The 19,933-nt window shown below is 74.8% G+C and carries 17 protein-coding genes; 8 read left to right on the forward strand and 9 right to left on the reverse strand.

Features of this window, described 5'->3' with window-relative positions:
• Positions 1-37: 37 nt before the first annotated feature.
• Entirely contained in the window at positions 38-280 is a 243-nt protein-coding gene (locus LIX60_RS02900; RefSeq protein ID WP_125625637.1) for a DUF6480 family protein, read from the forward strand.
• A gap of 48 nt (positions 281-328) precedes the next feature.
• Here the strand turns inward: LIX60_RS02900 and LIX60_RS02905 are convergent, their stop codons facing one another.
• Positions 329-1,477, reverse strand: a complete 1,149-nt coding sequence (locus tag LIX60_RS02905; protein ID WP_227957055.1) for an NAD-dependent epimerase/dehydratase family protein — start codon at positions 1,475-1,477, stop codon at positions 329-331.
• A 67-nt stretch (positions 1,478-1,544) separates the two neighbouring features.
• Positions 1,545-3,380, reverse strand: coding sequence for a transketolase (locus LIX60_RS02910; protein ID WP_227957056.1), 1,836 nt, complete (start codon positions 3,378-3,380; stop codon positions 1,545-1,547).
• Positions 3,381-3,542: 162 nt separating this feature from the next.
• Here LIX60_RS02910 and LIX60_RS02915 point away from each other — a divergent pair, with 162 nt between their 5' ends.
• From LIX60_RS02915 to LIX60_RS02925, 3 genes are all read left to right on the forward strand, one after another.
• The gene (locus LIX60_RS02915) at positions 3,543-4,784 is read left to right on the forward strand and encodes an aromatic acid exporter family protein (RefSeq protein WP_227957057.1); all 1,242 of its coding nucleotides are present in this window, start codon (positions 3,543-3,545) and stop codon (positions 4,782-4,784) included.
• Between the two features lie 165 nt (positions 4,785-4,949).
• On the forward strand, positions 4,950-6,650 hold the full coding sequence (locus LIX60_RS02920) for a hypothetical protein (RefSeq protein ID WP_227962598.1): 1,701 nt from the start codon (positions 4,950-4,952) through the stop codon (positions 6,648-6,650).
• A 26-nt stretch (positions 6,651-6,676) separates the two neighbouring features.
• Entirely contained in the window at positions 6,677-7,213 is a 537-nt protein-coding gene (locus LIX60_RS02925; RefSeq protein WP_227957058.1) for a DUF6328 family protein, read from the forward strand.
• A gap of 93 nt (positions 7,214-7,306) precedes the next feature.
• On the opposite strand, the gene LIX60_RS02930 is transcribed toward LIX60_RS02925, so the two are convergent.
• The 7 genes from LIX60_RS02930 to LIX60_RS02960 form a co-directional block, all read right to left on the reverse strand.
• Positions 7,307-8,500, reverse strand: a complete 1,194-nt coding sequence (locus tag LIX60_RS02930) for an alcohol dehydrogenase catalytic domain-containing protein (RefSeq protein ID WP_227957059.1) — start codon at positions 8,498-8,500, stop codon at positions 7,307-7,309.
• A gap of 236 nt (positions 8,501-8,736) precedes the next feature.
• Complete coding sequence (nrfD, locus tag LIX60_RS02935) at positions 8,737-9,882, reverse strand: NrfD/PsrC family molybdoenzyme membrane anchor subunit (protein ID WP_227957060.1); 1,146 nt, start codon at positions 9,880-9,882, stop codon at positions 8,737-8,739.
• The gene (locus LIX60_RS02940; RefSeq protein ID WP_227957061.1) at positions 9,879-10,847 is read right to left on the reverse strand and encodes a 4Fe-4S dicluster domain-containing protein; all 969 of its coding nucleotides are present in this window, start codon (positions 10,845-10,847) and stop codon (positions 9,879-9,881) included. Before LIX60_RS02940 ends, nrfD begins: the two co-directional genes overlap by 4 nt.
• Positions 10,844-11,068 (reverse strand): hypothetical protein, encoded by a 225-nt coding sequence (locus LIX60_RS02945; protein WP_308102117.1) that lies wholly within the window; start codon positions 11,066-11,068, stop codon positions 10,844-10,846. The genes LIX60_RS02940 and LIX60_RS02945 overlap by 4 nt, the downstream gene beginning before the upstream one ends.
• A 160-nt stretch (positions 11,069-11,228) precedes the next feature.
• Complete coding sequence (locus LIX60_RS02950) at positions 11,229-11,399, reverse strand: hypothetical protein (RefSeq protein WP_227957062.1); 171 nt, start codon at positions 11,397-11,399, stop codon at positions 11,229-11,231.
• A 500-nt stretch (positions 11,400-11,899) separates the two neighbouring features.
• Complete coding sequence (locus tag LIX60_RS02955; RefSeq protein ID WP_227957063.1) at positions 11,900-13,393, reverse strand: SDR family oxidoreductase; 1,494 nt, start codon at positions 13,391-13,393, stop codon at positions 11,900-11,902.
• A gap of 216 nt (positions 13,394-13,609) precedes the next feature.
• On the reverse strand, positions 13,610-14,581 hold the full coding sequence (locus tag LIX60_RS02960) for an endo alpha-1,4 polygalactosaminidase (RefSeq protein WP_308101078.1): 972 nt from the start codon (positions 14,579-14,581) through the stop codon (positions 13,610-13,612).
• A 206-nt stretch (positions 14,582-14,787) separates the two neighbouring features.
• Here LIX60_RS02960 and LIX60_RS02965 point away from each other — a divergent pair, with 206 nt between their 5' ends.
• The 4 genes from LIX60_RS02965 to LIX60_RS02980 all read left to right on the forward strand — a co-directional run bounded on the left by LIX60_RS02965 (position 14,788) and on the right by LIX60_RS02980 (position 19,927).
• A complete protein-coding gene (locus LIX60_RS02965; protein WP_227957064.1) occupies positions 14,788-16,266 on the forward strand; it encodes an aldehyde dehydrogenase family protein in 1,479 nt (492 codons plus the stop codon).
• 123 nt (positions 16,267-16,389) lie between these two features.
• The gene (locus LIX60_RS02970) at positions 16,390-17,205 is read left to right on the forward strand and encodes an SAM-dependent methyltransferase (protein WP_227957065.1); all 816 of its coding nucleotides are present in this window, start codon (positions 16,390-16,392) and stop codon (positions 17,203-17,205) included.
• Between the two features lie 588 nt (positions 17,206-17,793).
• Entirely contained in the window at positions 17,794-18,795 is a 1,002-nt protein-coding gene (locus LIX60_RS02975; protein WP_227957066.1) for a cyclopropane-fatty-acyl-phospholipid synthase family protein, read from the forward strand.
• A 4-nt stretch (positions 18,796-18,799) separates the two neighbouring features.
• The gene (locus tag LIX60_RS02980) at positions 18,800-19,927 is read left to right on the forward strand and encodes a hypothetical protein (protein ID WP_227957067.1); all 1,128 of its coding nucleotides are present in this window, start codon (positions 18,800-18,802) and stop codon (positions 19,925-19,927) included.
• Positions 19,928-19,933 lie beyond the last annotated feature (6 nt).

Consider the following 19,933-nt stretch of genomic DNA (forward strand, 5'->3'; position numbering starts at 1 on the left):
CAGGTGTGAGACGGCGATCCCTGCGCACTCGGTGCGCATGAACCACAGGAAGCGGAACCAGGACCCCGACCCCCGGAGCACCACCGGTCTGGAGCCCGGCGGCGGTGTGCCGCCCGGGGAGACGCCGCCCGTGGAGGGCGGCCTCTCCGAGACCGGGCCGGCGGATCTGCCGCACAACCCGTCGAAGGGCTGGGGCAAGGGCCCGATCATCCTCATCGGGGCGGTCGTGCTGCTCTTCGCCGTCTTCATGGTGGTGCGCGCCGCTGCTCTCTGGGAGTGAGCCGGGTGGGGGCACAGGGCTCCCGCCGCCCGGCCCGCGCCCGGTGGGTCAGGGCCGCTCGCCGACGCCCGTCGCCACCTCGGCGGCCCGGCCGCCGCCGGGCAGGCTCGGCGCGAGCGGCGCCGTGTCCATGCCGCGCTCCTCCCGCAGCCCGTCCACGAAGGCCATGAGCGCCTCCCGGGCGGTGTACCGGGGGTGCCAGCCCAGTTCCTCCACGGCGCGCCGGGTGTCCATGAGCGGCAGCCGCAGGACCGCGTCGAAGAGCTGCGGGGAGGCGGGCACGAGATGCAGCCGCCAGGCCGCGGCCAGGCCGGACCGCACGGGCCAGGCGGGCATCCGTACGACGCGGGCGCCGAAGAGCTCCGCGAGCATCGGGGCGTCGACCGGCGGGTCCGCGGCCAGGTTGTACGCGCCGTGCGCGGCCGGTGAGGTGACGGCGAGGCGGTAGGCCTCGGCCGCGTCGTCGGTGTGCAGGGCCTGGAAGCGGAGACCGGGCAGGTCGGGGACGACGGGCAGCAGGTCGGGGCGGGCCATCCGCCGGGAGAGCAGGGGTCCGGCGAAGAGCCGGCGCTGCTGGGGGGCCGCCTCGGGCTTGAAGAGGAAACCGGGCCGCATGCGCACGACCCGCATATGCGGGTGCTCGCGCTCGTGGACGTCGAGCGCCCGTTCGATATATGACTTCTCGCGGCAGTAGGCGGCCTCCGGCCAGCCGTGCGTGGGCCAGCTCTCGTCGACGGGGCGGTCCTTGGGCCCGGCCGAGTAGGCCCCGACGGAGGAGGCGTACACCAGGGCGGGGACGCCCGCCGCGGCCGCCGCCTCGAACACCCGGAGACTGCCCAGGACATTGGTCCGCCAGGTGAGCGCGGGGGTGTGCGTCGGCTGGAACAGCCAGGCGAGGTGGACGACGGCGTCGGCGCCCCGGAAGTGCCGGGTGAGGTCGCCCAGGGCGGCGTCCTCGCCGATGTCGACCGCCGCCCACCGGGTGCGCGGCGGCGACCAGCCGGGCAGGCGCCGGGCGAGCCCGAGCACGGACCCGACGGCCGGGTCCTCGCTCAGGGCGCGCACCACACTCGTCCCGACATTCCCGGTGGCCCCGACGACCACAACGCGCAGGCCGCCACCGGCGCCGTCACCCCCCTTCCCGCCGGTGCCGGTGGTGCCGGTGCCGTCACTGCCGCCGTGCGGAACGCTGCTCATCGGCGCTGCTCCTCAACAGGTCGAGAACGAATGGGAGAAGGGGGAAGGGGGCCGGGGAGGCGGAGGATCAGCCGGCCGAGGCCACCAGCCGCCGCGCGGCCGCGGTGATCGCCTCCCGGTCGATGCCGGCGGCGGCGAGCTGCTCCTCGGCGGTGGCGGAGTCGGGCATGGTGCGGACCCCGAGGCGGGCCACCCGCGGTACGGGCCTGCCGTCGGCGAAGGCCTCCAGCACGGCGTCGCCGAGCCCGCCCTCGGGCCGGTGGTCCTCGACGGTCACGATCCGCCCGGTGTCGCGGGCGGCCTCGTGCAGCGTCTCGGCGTCGACGGGCTTCACCGAGTAGAGGTCGATGACGCGGGCGGCGATGCCCTCCTCGGCGAGCCGGTCGGCGGCGGCCAGCGCCTCGTGGACGGTGACCCCGGCGGCGGCCAGGGTCACCTGGTCCTCACCGGAGGAGCGGAGCACCTTGCTGCCGCCGATGGCGAACGGCTCCTCGGGCCCGTAGAGCCCCGGGTAGGCGTCGCGGGACGTGCGCAGATAGCTGATGCCGGGCCGGTCGCACATCGCCGAGACCAGGCGGCCGGTCTGGTTCGGGTCGCAGGGGTACAGGACGGTGCTGCCGTGGACCGCGCGGAGCATGGCGAGGTCCTCCAGCGCCATCTGGGAGGGGCCGTCCGGGCCGATGGCCACCCCGGCGTGCGAGCCGGCGACGCACAGCCCGGCCCCGCTGACCGCGGCCATCCGCAGGAAGTCGTGGGCGCGGGTGAGGAAGGCGCCGAACGTGGAGACGTACGGGACCCAGCCGCGGGCCCGGACGCCGACGGCCGCCGCGACGAGCTGCTGTTCGGCGATGTAGCACTCGATGAACCGGTCCGGGTGCTCCTGGGCGAAGAACTTGGCCCGGGTGGAGTCGCTGACCTCGCCGTCGAGGGCGACGACATCCCCGCGCGCCGTGCCGAGCGCCGCCAGGGCGCGGCCGTAGGCGTCGCGGGTGGCGACCTCCTCGCCCGGCTCGTAGCCCGGCAGCCGCAGGTCGGCGAGGGGGCGTTCCGACTCGCGGACCTCGGGGGGCGGCTGGACGTCGACCCGCAGGGCGCGCGGCCCGCCCAGTTCGGCGATGGCCTCGGCGGCGTCCGGCAGCGGCTTGCCGTGGGCGCCCTCGCGGTCCTCCACGGCGTCCACGCCCTGTCCCTTGAGGGTCCGGGCGATGACGGCGGTGGGACGGTGCGGGGTGGCCTTCGCCTCGGCGTAGGCGGCCTCGATGGCCGCGGGGTCGTGGCCGTCGATCTCGACGGTGTGCCAGCCGAAGGCCTGGATGCGCCGGGCGTAGGCGTCGAGGTCCCATTCGTGGCGGGTGGGGCCGCGCTGGCCGAGCCGGTTGACGTCGACGATCGCGGTCAGGTTGTCCAGGCCCTCGTGGCCGGCGTATTCGAACGCCTCCCACATCGAGCCCTCCGCCAGCTCGCTGTCCCCGCACAGCACCCAGGTGCGGTACGGCAGCCGGTCCAGGCGCTTGCCGGCGAGGGCCAGGCCGACGCCGACCGGCAGGCCCTGGCCCAGCGAGCCGGTGGCCACGTCCACCCAGGGCAGCCGGGGCGTGGGGTGGCCCTCCAGGCGGCTGCCGTGCCGGCGGAAGGTCAGGAGTTCGTCGTCGCCGATGGCGCCGGCCGCCTTGAACAGGGCGTAGAGCAGCGGCGAGGCGTGGCCCTTGGAGAAGACCAGGTGGTCGTTGCCGGGGTGGTCCGGCCGGTCGAAGTCGTAGTGCAGGTGGCGGGCCAGCAGGACGGCCATCAGGTCGGCGGCGGACATCGAGGACGTGGGGTGGCCGGATCCGGCGGCGTCGGCGGCCCGGACGGCGTCGACGCGCAGTTGCTGCCCCAGTTCGTGCAAGTGGTCGAGATCCATGTCGCCTTCCTCGTCGGGTTCCCCGTCGGGAACGTTGCGGATCGGGTTGGGACGTCCACGCTGGGTACCCCGCATCCGGCCCGGCATCCACCGCCGTACGGCGGGATTCCTCACGCCGTGCGGCAGGCGTGCGGATCCACCGCGCGTGGCAGGGGAGGAGTGATGCCCTACACACCCCGTATGCCGCACAGCCGTATGCCGCACAGCCGTTCCCCGCACGCCCCCTCGCCGTCCCGGTTCCTCCGCGCGGAGGCGGCCGCCGTGGCACGGTCCGCCCGCCGGGCCTGGTCGGGGCCCGGACGCGAACGGGATCTTCTCGTCCAGTCCCTGAAGTCCGCGCTGGCCGCCGTCCTCGCCTGGCTGCTGTCGTCCTGGCTGCTGCCGGACACCCTCGCCCTGATGGCGCCCTGGGTGGCCCTCGTCCTGGTGCAGGCCACCGTCTTCCGGTCGATGGCGCGGGGCGCGCAGCAGCTCGCGGCGATCGCACTCGGCACCGTGCTGGGCACCGCCGCCCTGGCGCTGCTCGGCCATCCGGTGGCTGCGCTGGCCGTCGTGCTGCCGCTGACCATCCTCGCCGGCAACTGGCCCCGCCTGGGCGACCAGGGCATCTACAGCGCGACCTCGGCGCTGTTCACGGTGACCGCCTCCGGGGAGGCGACGGCGGTGGTCGCCGGGGAGCGGGTGCTGGCCGCGCTGCTCGGCGCCGGTGTGGCCGTCGCCGTCAACGCGCTGCTGCGCCCGCCGGCGTATCTGCGGGACACCCGCAAGGCCGTACGGAATGTGGTGGACGAGGCGGCTGACGCCCTGGAAGCGGTCGCGGACGGTCTGGGTGAGCCGCTGGAGTACGACCGGGCCCGCGGCTGGTACGACCGCGCCCGCCGGCTCCCCCGGCTCATCGGCGATGTGCGGTCCTCGGTCGCGTGGACCCGGGAGAGCGCGTGGTTCAACCCCGAGCGGCGCAAGCGGGCGGAGGCTGTCCGGCTCGCGCCGTGGTACGACGAGACGCTGCACACCCTGGAGGAGGTGTCCGGCCACCTCACCGCCCTGACCGCCATCCTGCTGGACGCCGCCGACGAGAAACGGCCGAGCCCGCGGCCGGACGCGGGGGTGGCGGAGCCCTACGCCGCCTTCCTCCGCCAGGTCGCGGGGGTGCTGCGGGCCTACGGCCGGTGGGTGGCCGAGGAGAACGGCGGACGGCGGGAGCGGGAGCTGGACGAGACGGCGGCCGCGGTCGGCGAGACGCACGACCGGCTGCGCGCCGAACTGCCGCGCTGGGCCACCGGAAGCCCGGACTCCGTGGCGTTCTTCGGCTCGCTGCTCCGGCACGCCGGGGGTCTGACGGATCATCTGGCACCCGGCCGCCGCCCCGAGGAGCCCTCCGGGACCGAGCGGCCGGACGAGTGATCCCCGGACCGGGCCGGGGACGCGCCCCCGCCGGCACCGGGTGAACGGCCGGCCCCCGGCCCGTCCCGGCCGGCCGGAGCGGCGGCAACGGGGGCTTCGCACCGGCGGATTCGCGGCCGTTGTTCGTACGGGTCCGGGAACAGCGGATACGGTGATCCGGTGGCGATGATCGGGGACGGAACGGTACCGGGGGCCGTGCTGCTGCTGGCGGCGGCACCCGTGGGGCGAGGCCGGCTGGTGGACGCGGCGTCCGCGCTGCCCGCGCTGGCGGCGGTGCGGCCGGAGGTGCTCACGGGCACGGCCGCGGCCGGCGTCGTGGAGCTGGTGGAACCGGCCGACCCGCAGGTGGTGCTGGTCCGGCTGCGCAGCGCGGCGGCCGCTCCGGGACCGCTGCTGGTCCTGCTCATCGGGCAGCTCACCCTGGACCGGCGGCAGCAGCTGCCGCATCTGGCGCTGGCGCGCACCACGGCGGCGACCGCCCGCTACACCGCGCTGCCCTGGCACTGGCTCTCCGCCGAACTCCAGTTCCGGCCCCCGGGCACCACCACGGTGCTGGCCGATCTGACGGCCGACCAAGCCGCCTGGGAACGGCTGCCGCCGCTTTCCGCGCTGGCGGTGGCCGGGGCCGGTCTGTACGGGGCGGTGTCCCCGCCGCCGGGCCGCCGGGCCCCGGCGGAGCCGCTCTACAGCCGGGCCGTCGCCGGGCTGCTCCGGTCCGCCACGGGCCGGCCGTCCCCGGCGGAGCTCCACGATCTCGCCGTCGCCCGCGCCGGGCTGCCCGCCGAGGCCCGGCTGCTGACCCCGCTCACGACGGGGTCCGCGAGCGCGTACCCGGGGCTGCCCGTTCTCCCCTCCGGCGTGGCGCCCCCGCCGCCCTCCCCGGGCCGGCCGGCACCGCCCGCGCCCGCCGGTGCGGGCTCACCGCACCCCGCCGCCCCGCCGGTGTCCGCGCCGGGCACCGGCGGCCCGGCCGCCCCCGCCCCAGCTGAGAACCCGGCGCCGCCGGGCGGATCACCGCACAGCCCGCACAGCACGGACCACCCGCACGACCCGCACAGCACGGACCGCCCGCACGCCGCGCCCGGCGGCGGCACCGCCGCGACTGCCGCCGCCCCTCCGGACAGCTCTCCCCTGCCGGACGTTCCCCCGGGGAACCCGGCACCCGCCGCCCCGGCCGGCCCCACCGCGCCGGACACCTCCGCGCCCGGCCCGGCGCACCCCCCGGAGGCGGGCACCCCGGCGGGGGCATCTCCCGCGCCGCCCACCGGAGTCCGGCACGGCACCGCCGCACCGGAGGCCCGGTCCGGGGCGGCCGCGCCCGCCCCGGCCGGCTCCCCCGTCCCGCCGGCCCGGCCGGCTCCGGAGACCCCGGCGCCGCCCCGGCCGTCCCGTCCCCCGGCGCCCGCCGTTTCCACCGCGCCCGCCTCCGCCGCGCCGGAGGACCCGCATCCGGCCATCCTCGCCGCCGCGCACGAGGGGAGGCACGGCGAGGCGGCCGCCATGGCCGCCGCCTGGGAGCAGCACGCGCTGCGCCACCACGGCCCGGACTCCGCCGAGGCGGTGCACTGGCTGGAGGTGCGGGCCGATCTCGCCCGTCTCGCCGGGGACTTCGGCCGCTCCTGCGAACTCTGGCTGTCCGCGGCCTCCGCCCGGCTCGGCGCCGGGGAGCCGGAGGACGGGCCGGACGTGGTGGCCGCGGTGGACCGCGCGCACCACTGCTGGGAGCAGTTGGGCGACGGTGATACGGCCCGGAGTCTCGTTTCACGGCTTGCCACCCTGCGTCACCGGGTACCCGGACCACGTCCCGGTGCCGTCGAGGCGCTGGAACGCCGTATCGAGACCCTCGGCGCCGTCGGCGCGAACTGAGGGACGCAGCAGGAGGAGCCGCCCCGATGCCCCACGCCTATGAGCCGCCCACCGGACGCGACGAGACGAAGGAGGAGCAGGCCGACCGGAAGTGGGGCGAGCTGCTGCAGGAGGTGCGGGTCGCGCAGACCGGCATCCAGATCCTTCTGGCCTTCCTGCTCACCTCCGCGTTCTCCCCGCGCTTCCCGGATCTCGACCCGTTCGGCAAGGACCTCTACGTCTTCACGATCATGTGCGGGGCGGGGGCCACGGGGGCGCTGATCGCCCCGGTCACCCTGCACCGCATGGTCACCGGCTACCGGCTCAAGCCGCAGACGGTGGTGTGGGCCTCGCGGTTCACCATGGTCGGGCTGGTGCTGCTGCTGGTCACCGTGGGGGCCGCGCTGGCGCTGATCCTGCGGTTCGTCATGGAGGACACGGTGGCGGTCTGGCTGGCGTCCGCCGTGCTGCTGTGGTTCGCGGGCTGCTGGTTCCTGCCCGCGGCCTGGCTGCGGCACAAGCGGCGCGAACTGTGCGAGGGCCCCGGCGACACGGACGTCAAGCGGGTGTCCGACGGCGGGTGACGGCGGCGGGAACGGCGCACGGGCGGGCCCGGCGGGCCGGATCACCGGCCGCCGGGCCCGCCCGTGCGCGGAGGGCCCGTCCCCGGTCCGCCGTCAGACGGCGCCGGGGCGGAAGAGGGTCTTGACCATCCCGTCGCCCTTGTCCTGGAAGGTCCTGTAGGCCTTCGGCGCGTCCTCCAGGGGCAGGGTGTGGGTGGCAAAGCTCTCCACGCCCAGCGGGTCCTCGTCGGTGAGCAGCGGCAGGATGTCGCCCACCCAGCGGTGCACATTGGCCTGGCCCATCCGCAGCTGCACCTGCTTGTCGAACAGCGTGAGCATCGGCAGCGGGTCGGCCATCCCGCCGTAGACGCCGCTGAGCGAGATCGTGCCGCCGCGCCGCACCGCGTCGATGGCCGTGTAGAGGGCGGCGAGCCGGTCGACCCCGGCGCGGCTCATCAGCTTCTCGGCGACGGCTCCGGGCAGCATCCCGACCATCTGGTGGGCCAGCTTGGCCGCCGACGCCCCGTGCGCCTCCATGCCGACGGCGTCGATGACGGCGTCGGCGCCCCGGCCGCCGGTGAGTCCGCGGACGGTGTCGCCCAGGTCCTTGCCGTGCTCGTCCAGGCCGAGCACCCGCACACCGCGGTCCTCGGCGCGCCGCAGCCGCTCGGGGACCCGGTCGACGCCGATGACGTTCTCCACGCCCAGGTGGCGGGCGATCCGGCAGGCCATGTCGCCGATCGGGCCGAGGCCGAGGACGAGCAGGCTGCCGCCGGGCGGCACGGCCGCGTAGTCGACGGCCTGCCAGGCGGTGGGCAGGACGTCGGAGAGGTAGACGAACCGCTCGTCCGGCGGCCCGTCCGGGACCTTGATGGGCAGGGTGTTGCCGAACGGCACCCGCAGGTACTCAGCCTGGCCGCCGGGCACCTGCCCGTAGAGCTTGGTGTAGCCGAACAGGCTTCCGCCGGTGTTCCGGTCGCGGTTCTGGGTGGCCTCGCACTGCGAGTGCAGCCCCTGCCCGCACATCCAGCAGGTGCCGCAGGAGACGTTGAACGGGATCACGACGCGGTCGCCCGCCTTGACGGCGGTGACCTCGGAGCCCGTCTCCTCCACCACGCCCATGGGTTCGTGGCCGAGGATGTCGCCCGGTTCCAGGAACGGCCCGAGGACTTCGTAGAGGTGCAGGTCCGAGCCGCAGAGGCCGGTGGAGGTGATCCGGACGATGACGTCCGTGGGGTCCTGGATGACCGGGTCGGGGACCGTCTCCACCCGCACATCGCGCTTGCCGTGCCAGGTCAGGGCTCTCATGGTCGTTCTCTCCCTACTCGCGGTGGTGCCGGTCCGCCGGCGGGACGGCCGGACCGGTCGTGCGCGGGGGCACCGGCCGTGGGTCCCCCGTGCGGCCGCGGCGCCTCCCCGGGGACGCCGGCCGGTGCCGCGGGCCGTTCCGCGGGCGGTGGCCGTCGTGCGCGTCCGGGTCTTCCGGTGCGGGCCGTCCGGCCCGTCCCGGCCGCCCGTGCTGTCAGCGCCCCGTGCTGTCCGTGCTATCCGTGTTGTCCGTCTTGCCCGTCCCGGGCGCCGGAATCCCCGTCGGCCCCTCCGGCCACCCGGGCGGCGGCCTCGGCCGCCCGCCGTTCGCGCCGTTCCCGCTGCGGGACGACGGTGTACGCGGGGTCCTCCGCCGAGGCGATGCCCGCGTGGAACACCCCGAAGCGGGTGCAGGCCGAGCCGGCGAGCAGCGCGAGGCCGCTCACGGCCGCCGCGCTCTGGTACCGCCGGCCGAGCACCGCGGCGCCCAGCGCCCCGCCCGCGGTGAGGAGTTCGGCGGCGCGCATCAGCTTTCCGGCCTTCCCCCGTTCGTAGGTCTCGGCGATCATGCCGAGCCGGCGGCGCTTCAGCCGCACGGCCGCGGCCTCGCCCGCGGCGGCGAGCAGGGCCGCGCGCCGGGCCGGGGCGTTCTCCCGGACCGGGGCGGCGGCCAGCGCCATGCCGGAGGCGGCGGCCGTCGCCGAGGAGACGAAGACGTACGGCAGTTCGCGGTGGGCCTCGTGCCAGGCGGGAACGGCGGTGTCGGCGGCCAGTACCGCGGTGTACGCGGCGACGACGGGCCCGAGCAGCGCCGCGGTGCCGGTGGCCGCCGCGTTGATCCGCGGCAGGCGTCCGGTGGTCTCCAGGACGGCGGCGGCGCCGGCGGCGGGCCCGTAGGCGGCGAGCAGCCAGGAGCCGACGCTCATCGGGGAGGTCGGTTTGAACACGCGGAGCATGTTGGCGAACCGCTCCGGCCGGCCGAGGTCGTGGATGAGGGCGGCGGTGGAGGCCGTGACGGCCGCCAGCGAGGAGAGCTTCATCGCCTTCGCGGTGGCGGGGCGCCCGCTGAGCTGAGCCCCGGCGGCCAGTACGGAGCCGGCCCCGGCGAGCCCACCGGCGAAGAAGTAGCCGGCGATGTCCGTGGCCTCCCAGCCCGGTGCCTTGATGACGGGACGGCCGTAGTAGGACCCGAACTCGGCGCGGGGCACCATCGGTTCCTCGCCGCGCCGCTTGCCGCGGCGCCGCTTCCGGTCCCTCTCCCCGGCGGCCGCCGGGCCGGAGCGCTCCGCCGGGGTGCCGCCGGGCCGCAGGCTGTCCGGGACGGCCTCGCGGCCCGCGCGCTCGCCCCGGACGCCGTCCTTGGTGACGTCGGAGTCCGTCATCGGCCCAGTCCCCTTCCGAAGACGCCGGTACGTGCGGTGCCCGTGCCCCGGCGCGCGGCCGGGGACGTCAGGAAGGCGGTGGCGATCCCGCCGAGGAGGGAGAGCGCGGCCACCCCCGCGTGGGTCCACATCCGCGGCAGGTCGCGGGTGGTCACGACCGGGTCCGGTGGCAGGCCGTAGACCTCGGGCTCGTCGAGGAGGAGGAAGAAGGCGCCGTCGCCGCCGACCCCGTCCTCCGGGTCCTCGCCGTAGAGGCGGGCGTCCGTGACGCCGGCCTCGCGCAGCTGCTCCACCCGCCCGGCGGCGCGCTCGCGGAGTTCGTCCAGCGGGCCGAACTGGATGGAGTCGGTGGGGCAGGCCTTGGCGCAGGCCGGCTCCATGCCCTCGCCGAGCCGGTCGTAGCACATCGTGCACTTGAACGCCCGACCGTCGCTGGGCCGTTGCTCGATGACCCCGTACGGGCAGGCGGGCACGCAGTAGCCGCAGCCGTTGCAGATGTCCTCCTGCACGACGACGGTGCCGAACTCGGTGCGGAAGAGCGAGCCGGTCGGGCAGACGTCGAGGCAGGCGGCGTGCGTGCAGTGCTTGCAGACGTCGGAGGACATCAGCCAGCGCAGCTCGGTCCGGCCGCCGGGATGCGGTACCTCGGCCCCGGGCGTCCCGGGGCCGGCGGGCTCCGGGGGCGCGGGGGCGCGGGTGACGGCGCTCTGCTCGATGAACGCGACGTGACGCCAGGTGGAGCCACCCAGCCCTCCGGTGTTGTCGTACGACATGCCGGTCAGCGACAGGCCGTCCTCGGGGATGGCGTTCCACTCCTTGCACGCCACCTCGCAGGCCTTGCAGCCGATGCAGACGGAGGTGTCGGTGAAGAAGCCGACCCGCTCGGGGTGGCCGGTGTGCCCGGCCGCGCCGGCCGGGTCGGCCTCCGGTCCGGACAGCAGGTCCCTCAGGTCGATCTCGGTCATGACCGGGCCTCCGTACCGGTGTGGGCGGTGATGCCGGCGCGTCCGCGGTGGCCGGCGACGAGCCGGGGCGGAACCGACTGGACGGCCCGGTCCGCCGTGGCGGTCCGGGCCGTCAGCTGTTCGCTGTGCCGGGATCGGGCGGCTGCGCCGCGCCCCCGTGGGTCCTTTCCGGTGAGTTGCCGGTACACCGGCCATTCGAGCATCCGGCTGCGCACGCCCATCCGTTCCTCCGCCGTCCGCCGTTACTGCAGTGCAGATCCGCTGAGCTGATCATCGGGACGGGCCTCGGGTGCCCCCGGAAGCGGGCGTGAAACGCGAGGACCCGCCGGGCAGGGTGCTCCCGGCGGGTCGTCGGCGGCCGTACGGGGACGGCCTGCGGCATCAGTCGATGCCGCGGAGGATGTGGGATTCGGCCGGGTCGTCGTCGTAGCCGGCGAGCCGGATGGGGGCGACCCTGGACCACACGTCCAGATTGCGGGGCTCCTTCTGGGGGGCGGCCGGGTACTCCTCGGGTTCCGCCAGAAGCTGGTTGGTCTTCTTCTCGGTTGTCACCGCGCACTCCTTAGTGTCGGGTGCACCGAACGCCGTATGCCCGGGAAACTGCGCAGCCAGAGGCACGTGGCCGGGCGCCGGCGCCCGATGGGGCTAGTGGAAAGTCACTGCGGGCGCGGTGGCGCCGGAGATGCGGACCGGGAGTGCGGCCATGGTGGCTGGCCTGTCCCGGGACGGGCCGAGGGTCTCGGTGCTTCATTTACCGGAAGGCTGTCCGTCTGCTGTCCACCCTACCTCCACCTGCGCGGAAGCGCTCGCGGATATCCGGATCCGGATACCGGAGACGGCTGGGGCGGCCCGGCGTCCGTGCGGCGGGACGCCGGGCGGGCGGGAAATCCGGACGGCGCGGGGAGCGCCGGAGGGCCCGGGCGGCCGGCCGGCCCCACCCCTCCGGGTGAGGGCGCGGGGAGGAGGCGAAGGCGCGAGGACGCGAGCCCTCGGGAACGCGGGGGCGCAGGGGCGCGGGGTACGCGGGAACGCCCCCGGCCGCCGGACCCGGCTCACCAGCCGGAGGGGGCGTAGTCCTTCAGGAAGCAGCCGTACAGGTCCTCGCCCAGTTCACCGCGGACGATGGGGTCGTAGACCCGGGCCGCGCCGTCGACCAGGTCCAGCGGGGCGTGGAAGCCGGCCTCGGCCAGCCGCATCTTGTCCGGGTGCGGGCGCTCGTCGGTGATCCAGCCGGTGTCGACGCTCGTCATGAGGATGCCGTCGGTCTCCAGCATCTCCTGGGCGCTGGTGCGGGTGAGCATGTTCAGCGCGGCCTTCGCCATATTGGTGTGCGGATGTCCGGCGCCCTTGTAGCCCCGGCCGAACACCCCTTCCATGGCGGAGACGTTGACCACGTACTTGCGGCGCGCGGGCGAGGCGGCCATCGCCGGGCGCAACCGGCTGACCAGGATGAACGGCGCGGTGACATTGCAGAGCTGCACCTCCAGCAGCTCGACCGGCTCCACCTCGCTCACCGTCTGGATCCAGCTGTTGGTGTCGGCGAGGTCCGGGATGAGCCCGCCCGCGTCGATGGCGTTGCCGGCCTCGATCCGCGCGGGCGAGGCGGAGCCGCTGGTCAGCGCCAGGGTGGCGAGGGAGTCCGGGGTGATGCCGGCGCGGTCCCCGGCGGCGGGCAGCGCCTGCTGGGCGCCGCTGCCGAAGCTGCCGAGGACGAGGGGCTCCGCGAGACGGCCGCCGGACGGCAGCGGCGCGGTCTCGCCGGCCACCAGCTCGGCGTAGGACTCCGGGGAGCGGCGCACGGTCTGGGCGGCGTTGTTGATGAGGATGTCCAGCGGGCCCTCGGCGCTCACCGCGTCCGTCAGCGCCACCACCTGCGCCGGGTCGCGCAGATCGATCCCGACGATCTTGAGCCGGTGGAGCCAGTCCCCGCTGTCGGGCATCGCCGAGAAGCGGCGGGCGGCGTCCTTGGGGAAGCGGGTGGTGATGGTGGTGTGCGCGCCGTCACGGAGCAGCCGCAGCGCGATGTACATGCCGATCTTGGCCCGGCCGCCGGTGAGCAGGGCGCGCCGCCCCGTCAGATCTGTCCGGGCGTCGCGGCGGGCGCGGTTCTCCTTGGCGCAGGACTGGCAGAGCTGGTGGTAGAAGGCGTCCACCTCGCGGTACCGGGTCTTGCAGATGTAGCAGGACCGGGGGCGTTCCAGGACGCCGACGATCTCCGTGGCCGCGGAGGCGGCGAGGGGGATGCCGGCCGTCTCGTCGTCGATGCGGTCGGCGGATCCGGTGGCGGTGGCCTCGGTGACGGCCTTGTCGTTGGCCGTCTTGGCGGCCCGGCGCTCCTGGCGGCGGCGCTGCTTCACCGTGCGGTAGATCCCCGCGGTGGCGCGGCGCACCGTGATGGCGTCGGGGTGGTCCAGCGGCAGGTCGTCGAGTTCCGCGAGCACGCCGAGACACGCGGCCAGCCGCTCCGGGTCGATGCCGGGGTGCTCCTGCCCGGCCTGCTCGGTCCGCTCCGCCGGCTCGGCCCGGCCGTCGTCTGTCACCGTCATCGCCGCTGCCGCTTCCGTTCCCGCTCCGGTGCGTCCGGGTGCGCACACTCCGGCGGCACTTTACGGAGCACCGGGCGGCTCCGCCAAACCGGGCCGGACCCGCGGGAGGAACGTCACACCTGCCCTCCGGAGGTGACGGGACGGGACCGTCGCGGGACGGTCCCGGGTCGGGTCCGGGCGTCGCGGACGGTGCCGAGGCCGGGAGCGGGGCCCGGGTCAGGGGCAGGGGCGGAGCCAGGCGTCCAGGGAGAGGTTCTTCCGGAGAGAGCTCAGCCGCAGCCGCCGGCTCTCGGCACAGTAGTCGTCCGGGTCCAGCGCGTACTCGGCGTGGAAGACCGCCTTGTCCTGCTCGACGAAGGGGGTGAGGGCGGCGCACTCGCCGAACTCGGCGCACTCCTCGTTCACCGCGAAGTCGAAGGAGCCGACGAGCTCGGGGATCTGCGGGAGGTCGTTCTTGAGCCCCACGGCCAGGCCCCGCTCATGGGCGAGCTCCGCCAGCATCCGGTTGTAGGCGAGCTGGTGGCGGGCGGTGAGGGGGAAGCCGGTGCGGTTGAGGTAGCCGTCCATGAGGTCGGGCTCCACCGCGTCGAAGCCCTTGTCCCGGCACATGTCCATGCGGCGGGCCATCAGCGGGCGCAGCACGGCGGTCCGCCGGATGTCCAGCCAGCGCTCCCCCGGCCAGCCGTTGCCGCGGCCCCGTACCGCGCGGGGGAAGTCGTCACGGTCGGGACGGAAGTCCTCCCAGGCGCCCGCGTTGATGTAACAGATGACCTTGCGGCCGTCGGCGTGCAGCCGGGCGACGGTCTCCGCGTCGTTCTCGAAGCCGTCGATGTCGTAGACGGGGACGTCGACGCTCGTGTCGACCCGCCCGCTGAGCTGCCACTGCCAGGGTGTGCCGGGCTCCGGCCGCCAGTGCCCCGCCCCCTCTTCTCCTCCGGTGGCGGCGGACGGGGCGCGGGACCCGGCGCCCGGTGCGGAGCCGTCGGCCGGCGGCCGTGCCCCCGGGCCGGAGCAGCCCGCCGGCCCGGCCGGCAGGAGGAGCAGCACGGCGGTGAGGAGGAGGGCGGCGCGCGAACGGGTGCGGGTGCCCGTGCCGGAGCTCCGGCCAGGACGCGGGTGCGGGTGCCGGCGAAGGCGCTGACGGAGGTGCGGGACGCCGGTGGTCCGGCCGGCGCGGCGGTTTCTCATGACTGGTCGGTCTCCTCGGCTCCCCGTCGGGCTCCCCAGTCTCGCGGGTCGCCGCCGCCCCGTGCGACCGGCTGCGGACGGGGCCGGGGTTGGCACCCGGCTTCCGGGGCACCCGGGCACGGTCCCGGCGGGCACCTAGTGCGCGCCGGGAGGACCCTGCACGTTTCCCCGGCACCTGCACCCTGCACGACCGAGCGGAGAGAGCCATGCCGTCCGCGGAGCCCACACCCCCCGCCCCGTACACCGGATTCGACCGCATGTTCCTCGCGGGCCGCTGGCAGCCCGGCAGTTCCGGCAGCGTGGGGACGGACTCGGACCCGTACACCGGTGAGACGCTCACCGAGATCCAGCTCGCGGCCCCGTCCGACGTGGATCTGGCCTACGGCGCGGCCCGGGAGGCGCAGCCCCGCTGGGCGGCCCTGCCGGAGGAGGAGCGGGCCGCCGTCCTGGACCGGGCGGCGCGGATCATGGCGGCGCGGCGGGCGGAGACCGGCGGCTGGCTGACCCGGGAGGCGGGGGCCACCGCCGCCCGGGTCGGCATGGAGCTCGGCATCCTCGAAGCCGTGACGCGGCTCGCGGCCGACCACCGGGAGCCCGCCCCGCCGGAGGTGCCGGCGGACGTCCCGGGCAAGGAGAACCTGATCCGCCGGCGGCCCGTGGGGGTCGTGGCGGTGATCAGCCCGTGGAACTTCCCGGCCTTTCTCTCCAACCGCTCGGTGGCTCCCGCGCTCGCGGCGGGCAACGCCGTCGTCCTCAAACCGGCCGGTGACACCCCGGTCACCGGTGGTCTGCTGCTGGCGAAGATCTACGAGGAGGCCGGACTTCCGCCGGGCCTGCTCAGCGTGCTCGTGGGCAGCGGCGGTGAGATCGGCGACCGGATGGTGGAGCACCATGTGCCGCGGGTGGTGTCGTTCACCGGTTCGACGCCGGTGGGGCGGCGCATCGCCGCCCGGGCGGGGCTGAAGAAGCTCGCCCTGGAGCTGGGCGGCAACGGCCCGATGGTCGTCCTCGACGACGCCGATCTGGACTCCGCGGTGGACGCCGCCCTCTACGGCAGCTACTTCCACCAGGGGCAGATCTGCATGGCCACCAACCGCGTCGTCGTCGACGGGTCCCGTTTCGACGACTTCGCCGGTCTCTTCACCGAACGGGCCCGCGCCCTGCGCGCCGGGGACCCGCGCGACGAGCGGACGCAGATCGGCCCGCTGATCAACGACTCCCAGCTGGCGGGTGTGCGCGACAAGGTGGCCCGCTCCGTCACCCAGGGTGCCCGGGTGGTCCTGTCCGGCGAGCCGTCGGGCCCCACCGGGCGGGTGCTGCCGCCGCATGTGGTGATCGGCCGCAATGACGTCGCCACCGCGGCCGAGGAGGTCTTCGGCCCGGTGGCCACGCTGGTGCGGGCGGACGGCGAGGAGGACGCCCTGCGGCTGGCCAATGACACCGAGTACGGCCTGTCGAGCGCGGTGTTCACCGCCGACCCGGAACGGGGCCTGCGGTTCGCCTCCCGCGTCGAGGCCGGCATGACGCATATCAACGACACCACCGTGCACGACGACGTCCGCGCGGCCTTCGGCGGCGAGAAGGCGTCCGGGCTGGGGCGGTTCGGCGGCGAGTGGGTCTTCGAGGAGTTCACCACCCCGCACTGGATCACGGTCCAGCACGCTCCGCGTGACCTGGCGTTCTGACCCGCCGCCCCAACGGGTTTGCCCGGTAAGGGCGTTGGCCTTAACCGGACGGATGTACCCCTCTAGGATGTGAGCGCGTCGCATCGCACACGCGAACGCGCGGACGAGACTGTGAGGGGTCGGATGGGCCAGACACAAGAGCCGCTGCCCAAGGGGATCGATGTCAACGTTCCCAGTGTGGCTCGGATGTACGACTACTTCCTCGGCGGCAAGGACAACTACGCCGTCGACCGGGAAGCCTCCGACGAGCTGCTGAAGGTGGTCCCGAGCACCAGGGAACTGGCGCTCAACAACCGGCAGTTCCTGGCCCGTGTGGTCCGGCGGCTGGCCGAGGACCACGGCATCCGCCAGTTCCTGGACCACGGTTCCGGCCTGCCCACCCAGAACAACGTCCACCAAGTCGCCCAGAGCGTGGACCCCTCCTCGCGCGTGGTCTACGTCGACAACGACCCGATCGTCCTCGCCCACGGCCGCGCGCTGCTGGAGGAGAACGAGAACACCGCCGTCATCACGGCGGACATGCGCGACACCGACGGGATCTTCAGCCACCCCGAGGTCGAGCGGCTGATCGACTTCGACGAGCCGGTGGCCGCGCTGTTCGTCTCGGTGCTGCACTGCATCAAGGACGAGGACGACCCGGCCGGCCTCATCCGGACCGTCAGGGACCGGCTGGCGCCCGGCAGTTTCATGGTGATCTGCCAGTTGGTGAGCGAGGACGCCGCCACCCGCGATTTCGTCACCGACTTCATGGACAAGAGCACCCACGGCAACTGGGGCCGGGTGCGGCAGCAGCGGGACCTGGAGCAGTTCTTCGAGGGCCTGGAGATCCTGGAGCCGGGCCTGGTGGAGGTCTCCACCTGGCGGCCGGACACCGACCTCGCCCCCCGGCAGCGCACCCAGGAGTGGATCGAATACGGCGGCGTCGGCCGGCTGCCCTGAGCCCGGGCCGCCACGCCACCACCCCGCTCCACAGGAGCGGTTGACCAGCAGGGCCCGTCCCGCACGGTGGATACCCACCGGCCGGGGCGGGCCTTCCGCCGTCCGTTCGCGTCCGACCGTGTCCGCTCTGTCCCCGCCGCCCGCCGGGAGGTCCGCGGAGCCTTTTCCCGCCGATTTTCCGGCAGGCGCGCTTGTTCACGGGAAACCCGGGAAACCGGGAAAGGCGCACGTCCGCCGGGAGCGGCGGGACGGGCTCAACGGGACCGTCGAATACCGGACATGACCGCGGCTGTTCCGCGGCCGTTCTCCCGGAGAGCGAATGCCGTCATAAAATCCTCTATTCACTCATCCATCCCCCCCGCGGAATTTCCTAATGCGGCGTCTTCCGTTCAGAAGCGAGCACGAATAGTCCATTCCGACCCATTGTCTGTCGGATGCGGTAGGCCCGATCGCATCGCCCGGGCGCGCGGCCGGGGTTAAGGATCTCCGCGACCGGGGCAGGTTGGGGGCGCCGTGCGCCGGGAGGCGCCGGACACCCCCTCCCCCACGTCCTGGACGACTCCTCAGCCCAGCCACAGGAGGCCGAATATGACAGACGCAGCCGACAGCATCACGGGCACCGGTCATGCCCCCGGCCGCGGCGGTCTCGTCATCGATCCGCCGAGACCCCGGGAACCCGCGCTCGGCGAGGCGGCGTTCGGAGAGGGAGCCCCGTTCGGCGGGGAAGCCCCGTTCGACGAGGCCGAGGTACCCCTGTACTACTCCCGGAAGACCGCCGACATCCTGCACAAGTACGGTCCCGGGCCGCGCGTCCACTTCCATCTGGGCATGTTCGAGTCCACACCGAACACCACCGTCGCCCAGCACCTCATCCGCCGCCGGATCACCGACTCCCAGGAAGCCGTGATCCGCCACGCGGCCGCCACCTGGGGCGCCGCGGACCACCCTCCGGCCGCCCTCCTCGACATCGGCTGCGGCCTCGGGGGCGGGTCGATCTACTGGGCCCAGGAGCACGGCAGCACCGTCACGGGCCTCACCATCACGGCCGATCACATACCGGTCATGGACCACCTGGTCCGCCGGGCCGGGGTCCGCGACCGCGTCACGCCCCTCCTGGGTGATGCCCACGCGTTCCGGGAGGAGCGGGCGTACGACGCCGCCGTGGCCGTGGAGAGCGCCGTGCACATGGACCGGCGGCGGCTCTTCGCCGTGGCCGCCCGGGCCCTGCGGCCCGGCGGCTGGTTCGGCCTCCAGGATCACTTCCTGTGCCGGCCGGAGGTCGCCGGCTTCGTGAACGGCTATTACCGGACGCGGCTGGGCACCCTCGACGAGTACGTCCGCGCCGCACGCGAGGCGGGGTTCACCCTGGAACGGGACGAGGACATCACGGACCCGGTCTCGGAGTTCTGGGTACAGTCCATGGCCTGGACCGCGGCGGAACTGGACCGGACGGCAGGGGCGGCCGAGCCCTCCCCCATCGCCCGTGAGCGGCTGATGGACTCGGCCGTCGGGCACGGCAGGCTGTTCCGGATCTGGCGCGACCACGCCGTCGAGACCCGGCTGCTCCTCTTCCGCCTCCGGACGGACTGAGCCGGTGGCGGACACCACCACCGGCACCCCCGCGGCCGCGGCCTCCACCGCCGGGGGAACGCCTCCGGGAGGACTGCCGCCCTTCTGGTGCCCCGTGGAATCGGCCGTCCACCCCGCGGTCCGCAGGATCGAGGAGCGGGCCGTCGCCTGGCTCGACGCGAGCGGTGTCTTCACCGACGCGGCCGACCGGGCCTGGAACCTGGCCAGCAACGCCGCGGAGTTCAGCTGCCGCCTCGCCCCCCGTGGCGACGAGGAACGCCTGCTGCTGTTCGCCCAGTGGACGTACTGGCTGTTCGCTCTCGACGACACCCGGCTCGACGCCGGGCCGTCGGCGGACCGGAGCCCGGACGTCGCCGGCCTCGGTCTGCGGCTGGTCCGCTCCCTGGAGGCCCCCGGCTCCGGGATGCTCGGCTCCGGCCCGATGGCCCGCGCGCTCGACGACCTGGTGATCCGCACCCGGGCCGTGGCCGGGCCCGTACAGTTCCAGCGGCTGGCCGACGGGGTCCGCGATCTGCTGCTGGGCGCGGCCTGGCAGCAGGCCAACGCCGGCCGCGGTGTCGTGCCGGGCCCCGCCGAGTACGCCGCCGGGCGCATCGCGGACGTCGGAACCCGGTTCGACGCCGCCTTCGTCGAGATCGCCAACGGTGCCGGGATCCCCGGCGACCGGCTCCACTCCGGTCCCGTCCGCGCCCTGACCGAGGCCACCGGTTTCATCGCGGCCTGCGACAACGATCTGCTCTCCGCGGCCAAGGAGGCCGGGGAGAAGACCGCCGCCCCGAACCTCGTGCGGGTCCTCGCCCATCACCACCGCTGCTCGGAGCGGCAGGCCCTCGCCGCCGCGCTCTCCCTGCGAGACCGGGCGATGACCCTCTTCCTCCGTCTGCGCGAGCGGACCGCGCGGGGGGCCGACGGGGCTCTGCGTCGCTATCTCGACGACCTGGGCCACTGGATCGCGGGGAACATCCGCTGGTCCGACACCGCTCCGCGCTACGCCAGCCCGCGCCATCTCCACCGCCTGCCCGTGCCCGGGGCGACGCTGGGGGTCACCCGGCGCCCGGGCCCGGCCGACGCGCGGCCGGGCCCGCCGGGGCTCCCCACCATCGACTGGTGGTGGGACCAGCTCGGTGCCTGACGCACG

Source organism: Streptomyces sp. S07_1.15 (assembly GCF_020739505.1).
GTDB classification, from domain to species: Bacteria; Actinomycetota; Actinomycetes; order Streptomycetales; family Streptomycetaceae; genus Streptomyces; species Streptomyces xinghaiensis.

What these genes read in the sequence shown, in the direction of transcription:
- LIX60_RS02960 (WP_308101078.1), bottom strand. Translation starts at nt 14,581, where the DNA reads ATGAGAAACCGCCGCGCCGGCCGGACCACCGGCGTCCCGCACCTCCGT.
- LIX60_RS02965 (WP_227957064.1), top strand. Translation starts at nt 14,788, where the DNA reads ATGCCGTCCGCGGAGCCCACACCCCCCGCCCCGTACACCGGATTCGAC.
- LIX60_RS02910 (WP_227957056.1), bottom strand. Translation starts at nt 3,380, where the DNA reads ATGGATCTCGACCACTTGCACGAACTGGGGCAGCAACTGCGCGTCGAC.
- LIX60_RS02955 (WP_227957063.1), bottom strand. Translation starts at nt 13,393, where the DNA reads ATGACGGTGACAGACGACGGCCGGGCCGAGCCGGCGGAGCGGACCGAG.
- nrfD (WP_227957060.1), bottom strand. Translation starts at nt 9,882, where the DNA reads ATGACGGACTCCGACGTCACCAAGGACGGCGTCCGGGGCGAGCGCGCG.
- LIX60_RS02945 (WP_308102117.1), bottom strand. Translation starts at nt 11,068, where the DNA reads ATGGGCGTGCGCAGCCGGATGCTCGAATGGCCGGTGTACCGGCAACTC.
- LIX60_RS02920 (WP_227962598.1), top strand. Translation starts at nt 4,950, where the DNA reads ATGATCGGGGACGGAACGGTACCGGGGGCCGTGCTGCTGCTGGCGGCG.
- LIX60_RS02930 (WP_227957059.1), bottom strand. Translation starts at nt 8,500, where the DNA reads ATGAGAGCCCTGACCTGGCACGGCAAGCGCGATGTGCGGGTGGAGACG.
- LIX60_RS02925 (WP_227957058.1), top strand. Translation starts at nt 6,677, where the DNA reads ATGCCCCACGCCTATGAGCCGCCCACCGGACGCGACGAGACGAAGGAG.
- LIX60_RS02975 (WP_227957066.1), top strand. Translation starts at nt 17,794, where the DNA reads ATGACAGACGCAGCCGACAGCATCACGGGCACCGGTCATGCCCCCGGC.
- LIX60_RS02905 (WP_227957055.1), bottom strand. Translation starts at nt 1,477, where the DNA reads ATGAGCAGCGTTCCGCACGGCGGCAGTGACGGCACCGGCACCACCGGC.
- LIX60_RS02970 (WP_227957065.1), top strand. Translation starts at nt 16,390, where the DNA reads ATGGGCCAGACACAAGAGCCGCTGCCCAAGGGGATCGATGTCAACGTT.
- LIX60_RS02915 (WP_227957057.1), top strand. Translation starts at nt 3,543, where the DNA reads ATGCCCTACACACCCCGTATGCCGCACAGCCGTATGCCGCACAGCCGT.
- LIX60_RS02900 (WP_125625637.1), top strand. Translation starts at nt 38, where the DNA reads ATGAACCACAGGAAGCGGAACCAGGACCCCGACCCCCGGAGCACCACC.
- LIX60_RS02940 (WP_227957061.1), bottom strand. Translation starts at nt 10,847, where the DNA reads ATGACCGAGATCGACCTGAGGGACCTGCTGTCCGGACCGGAGGCCGAC.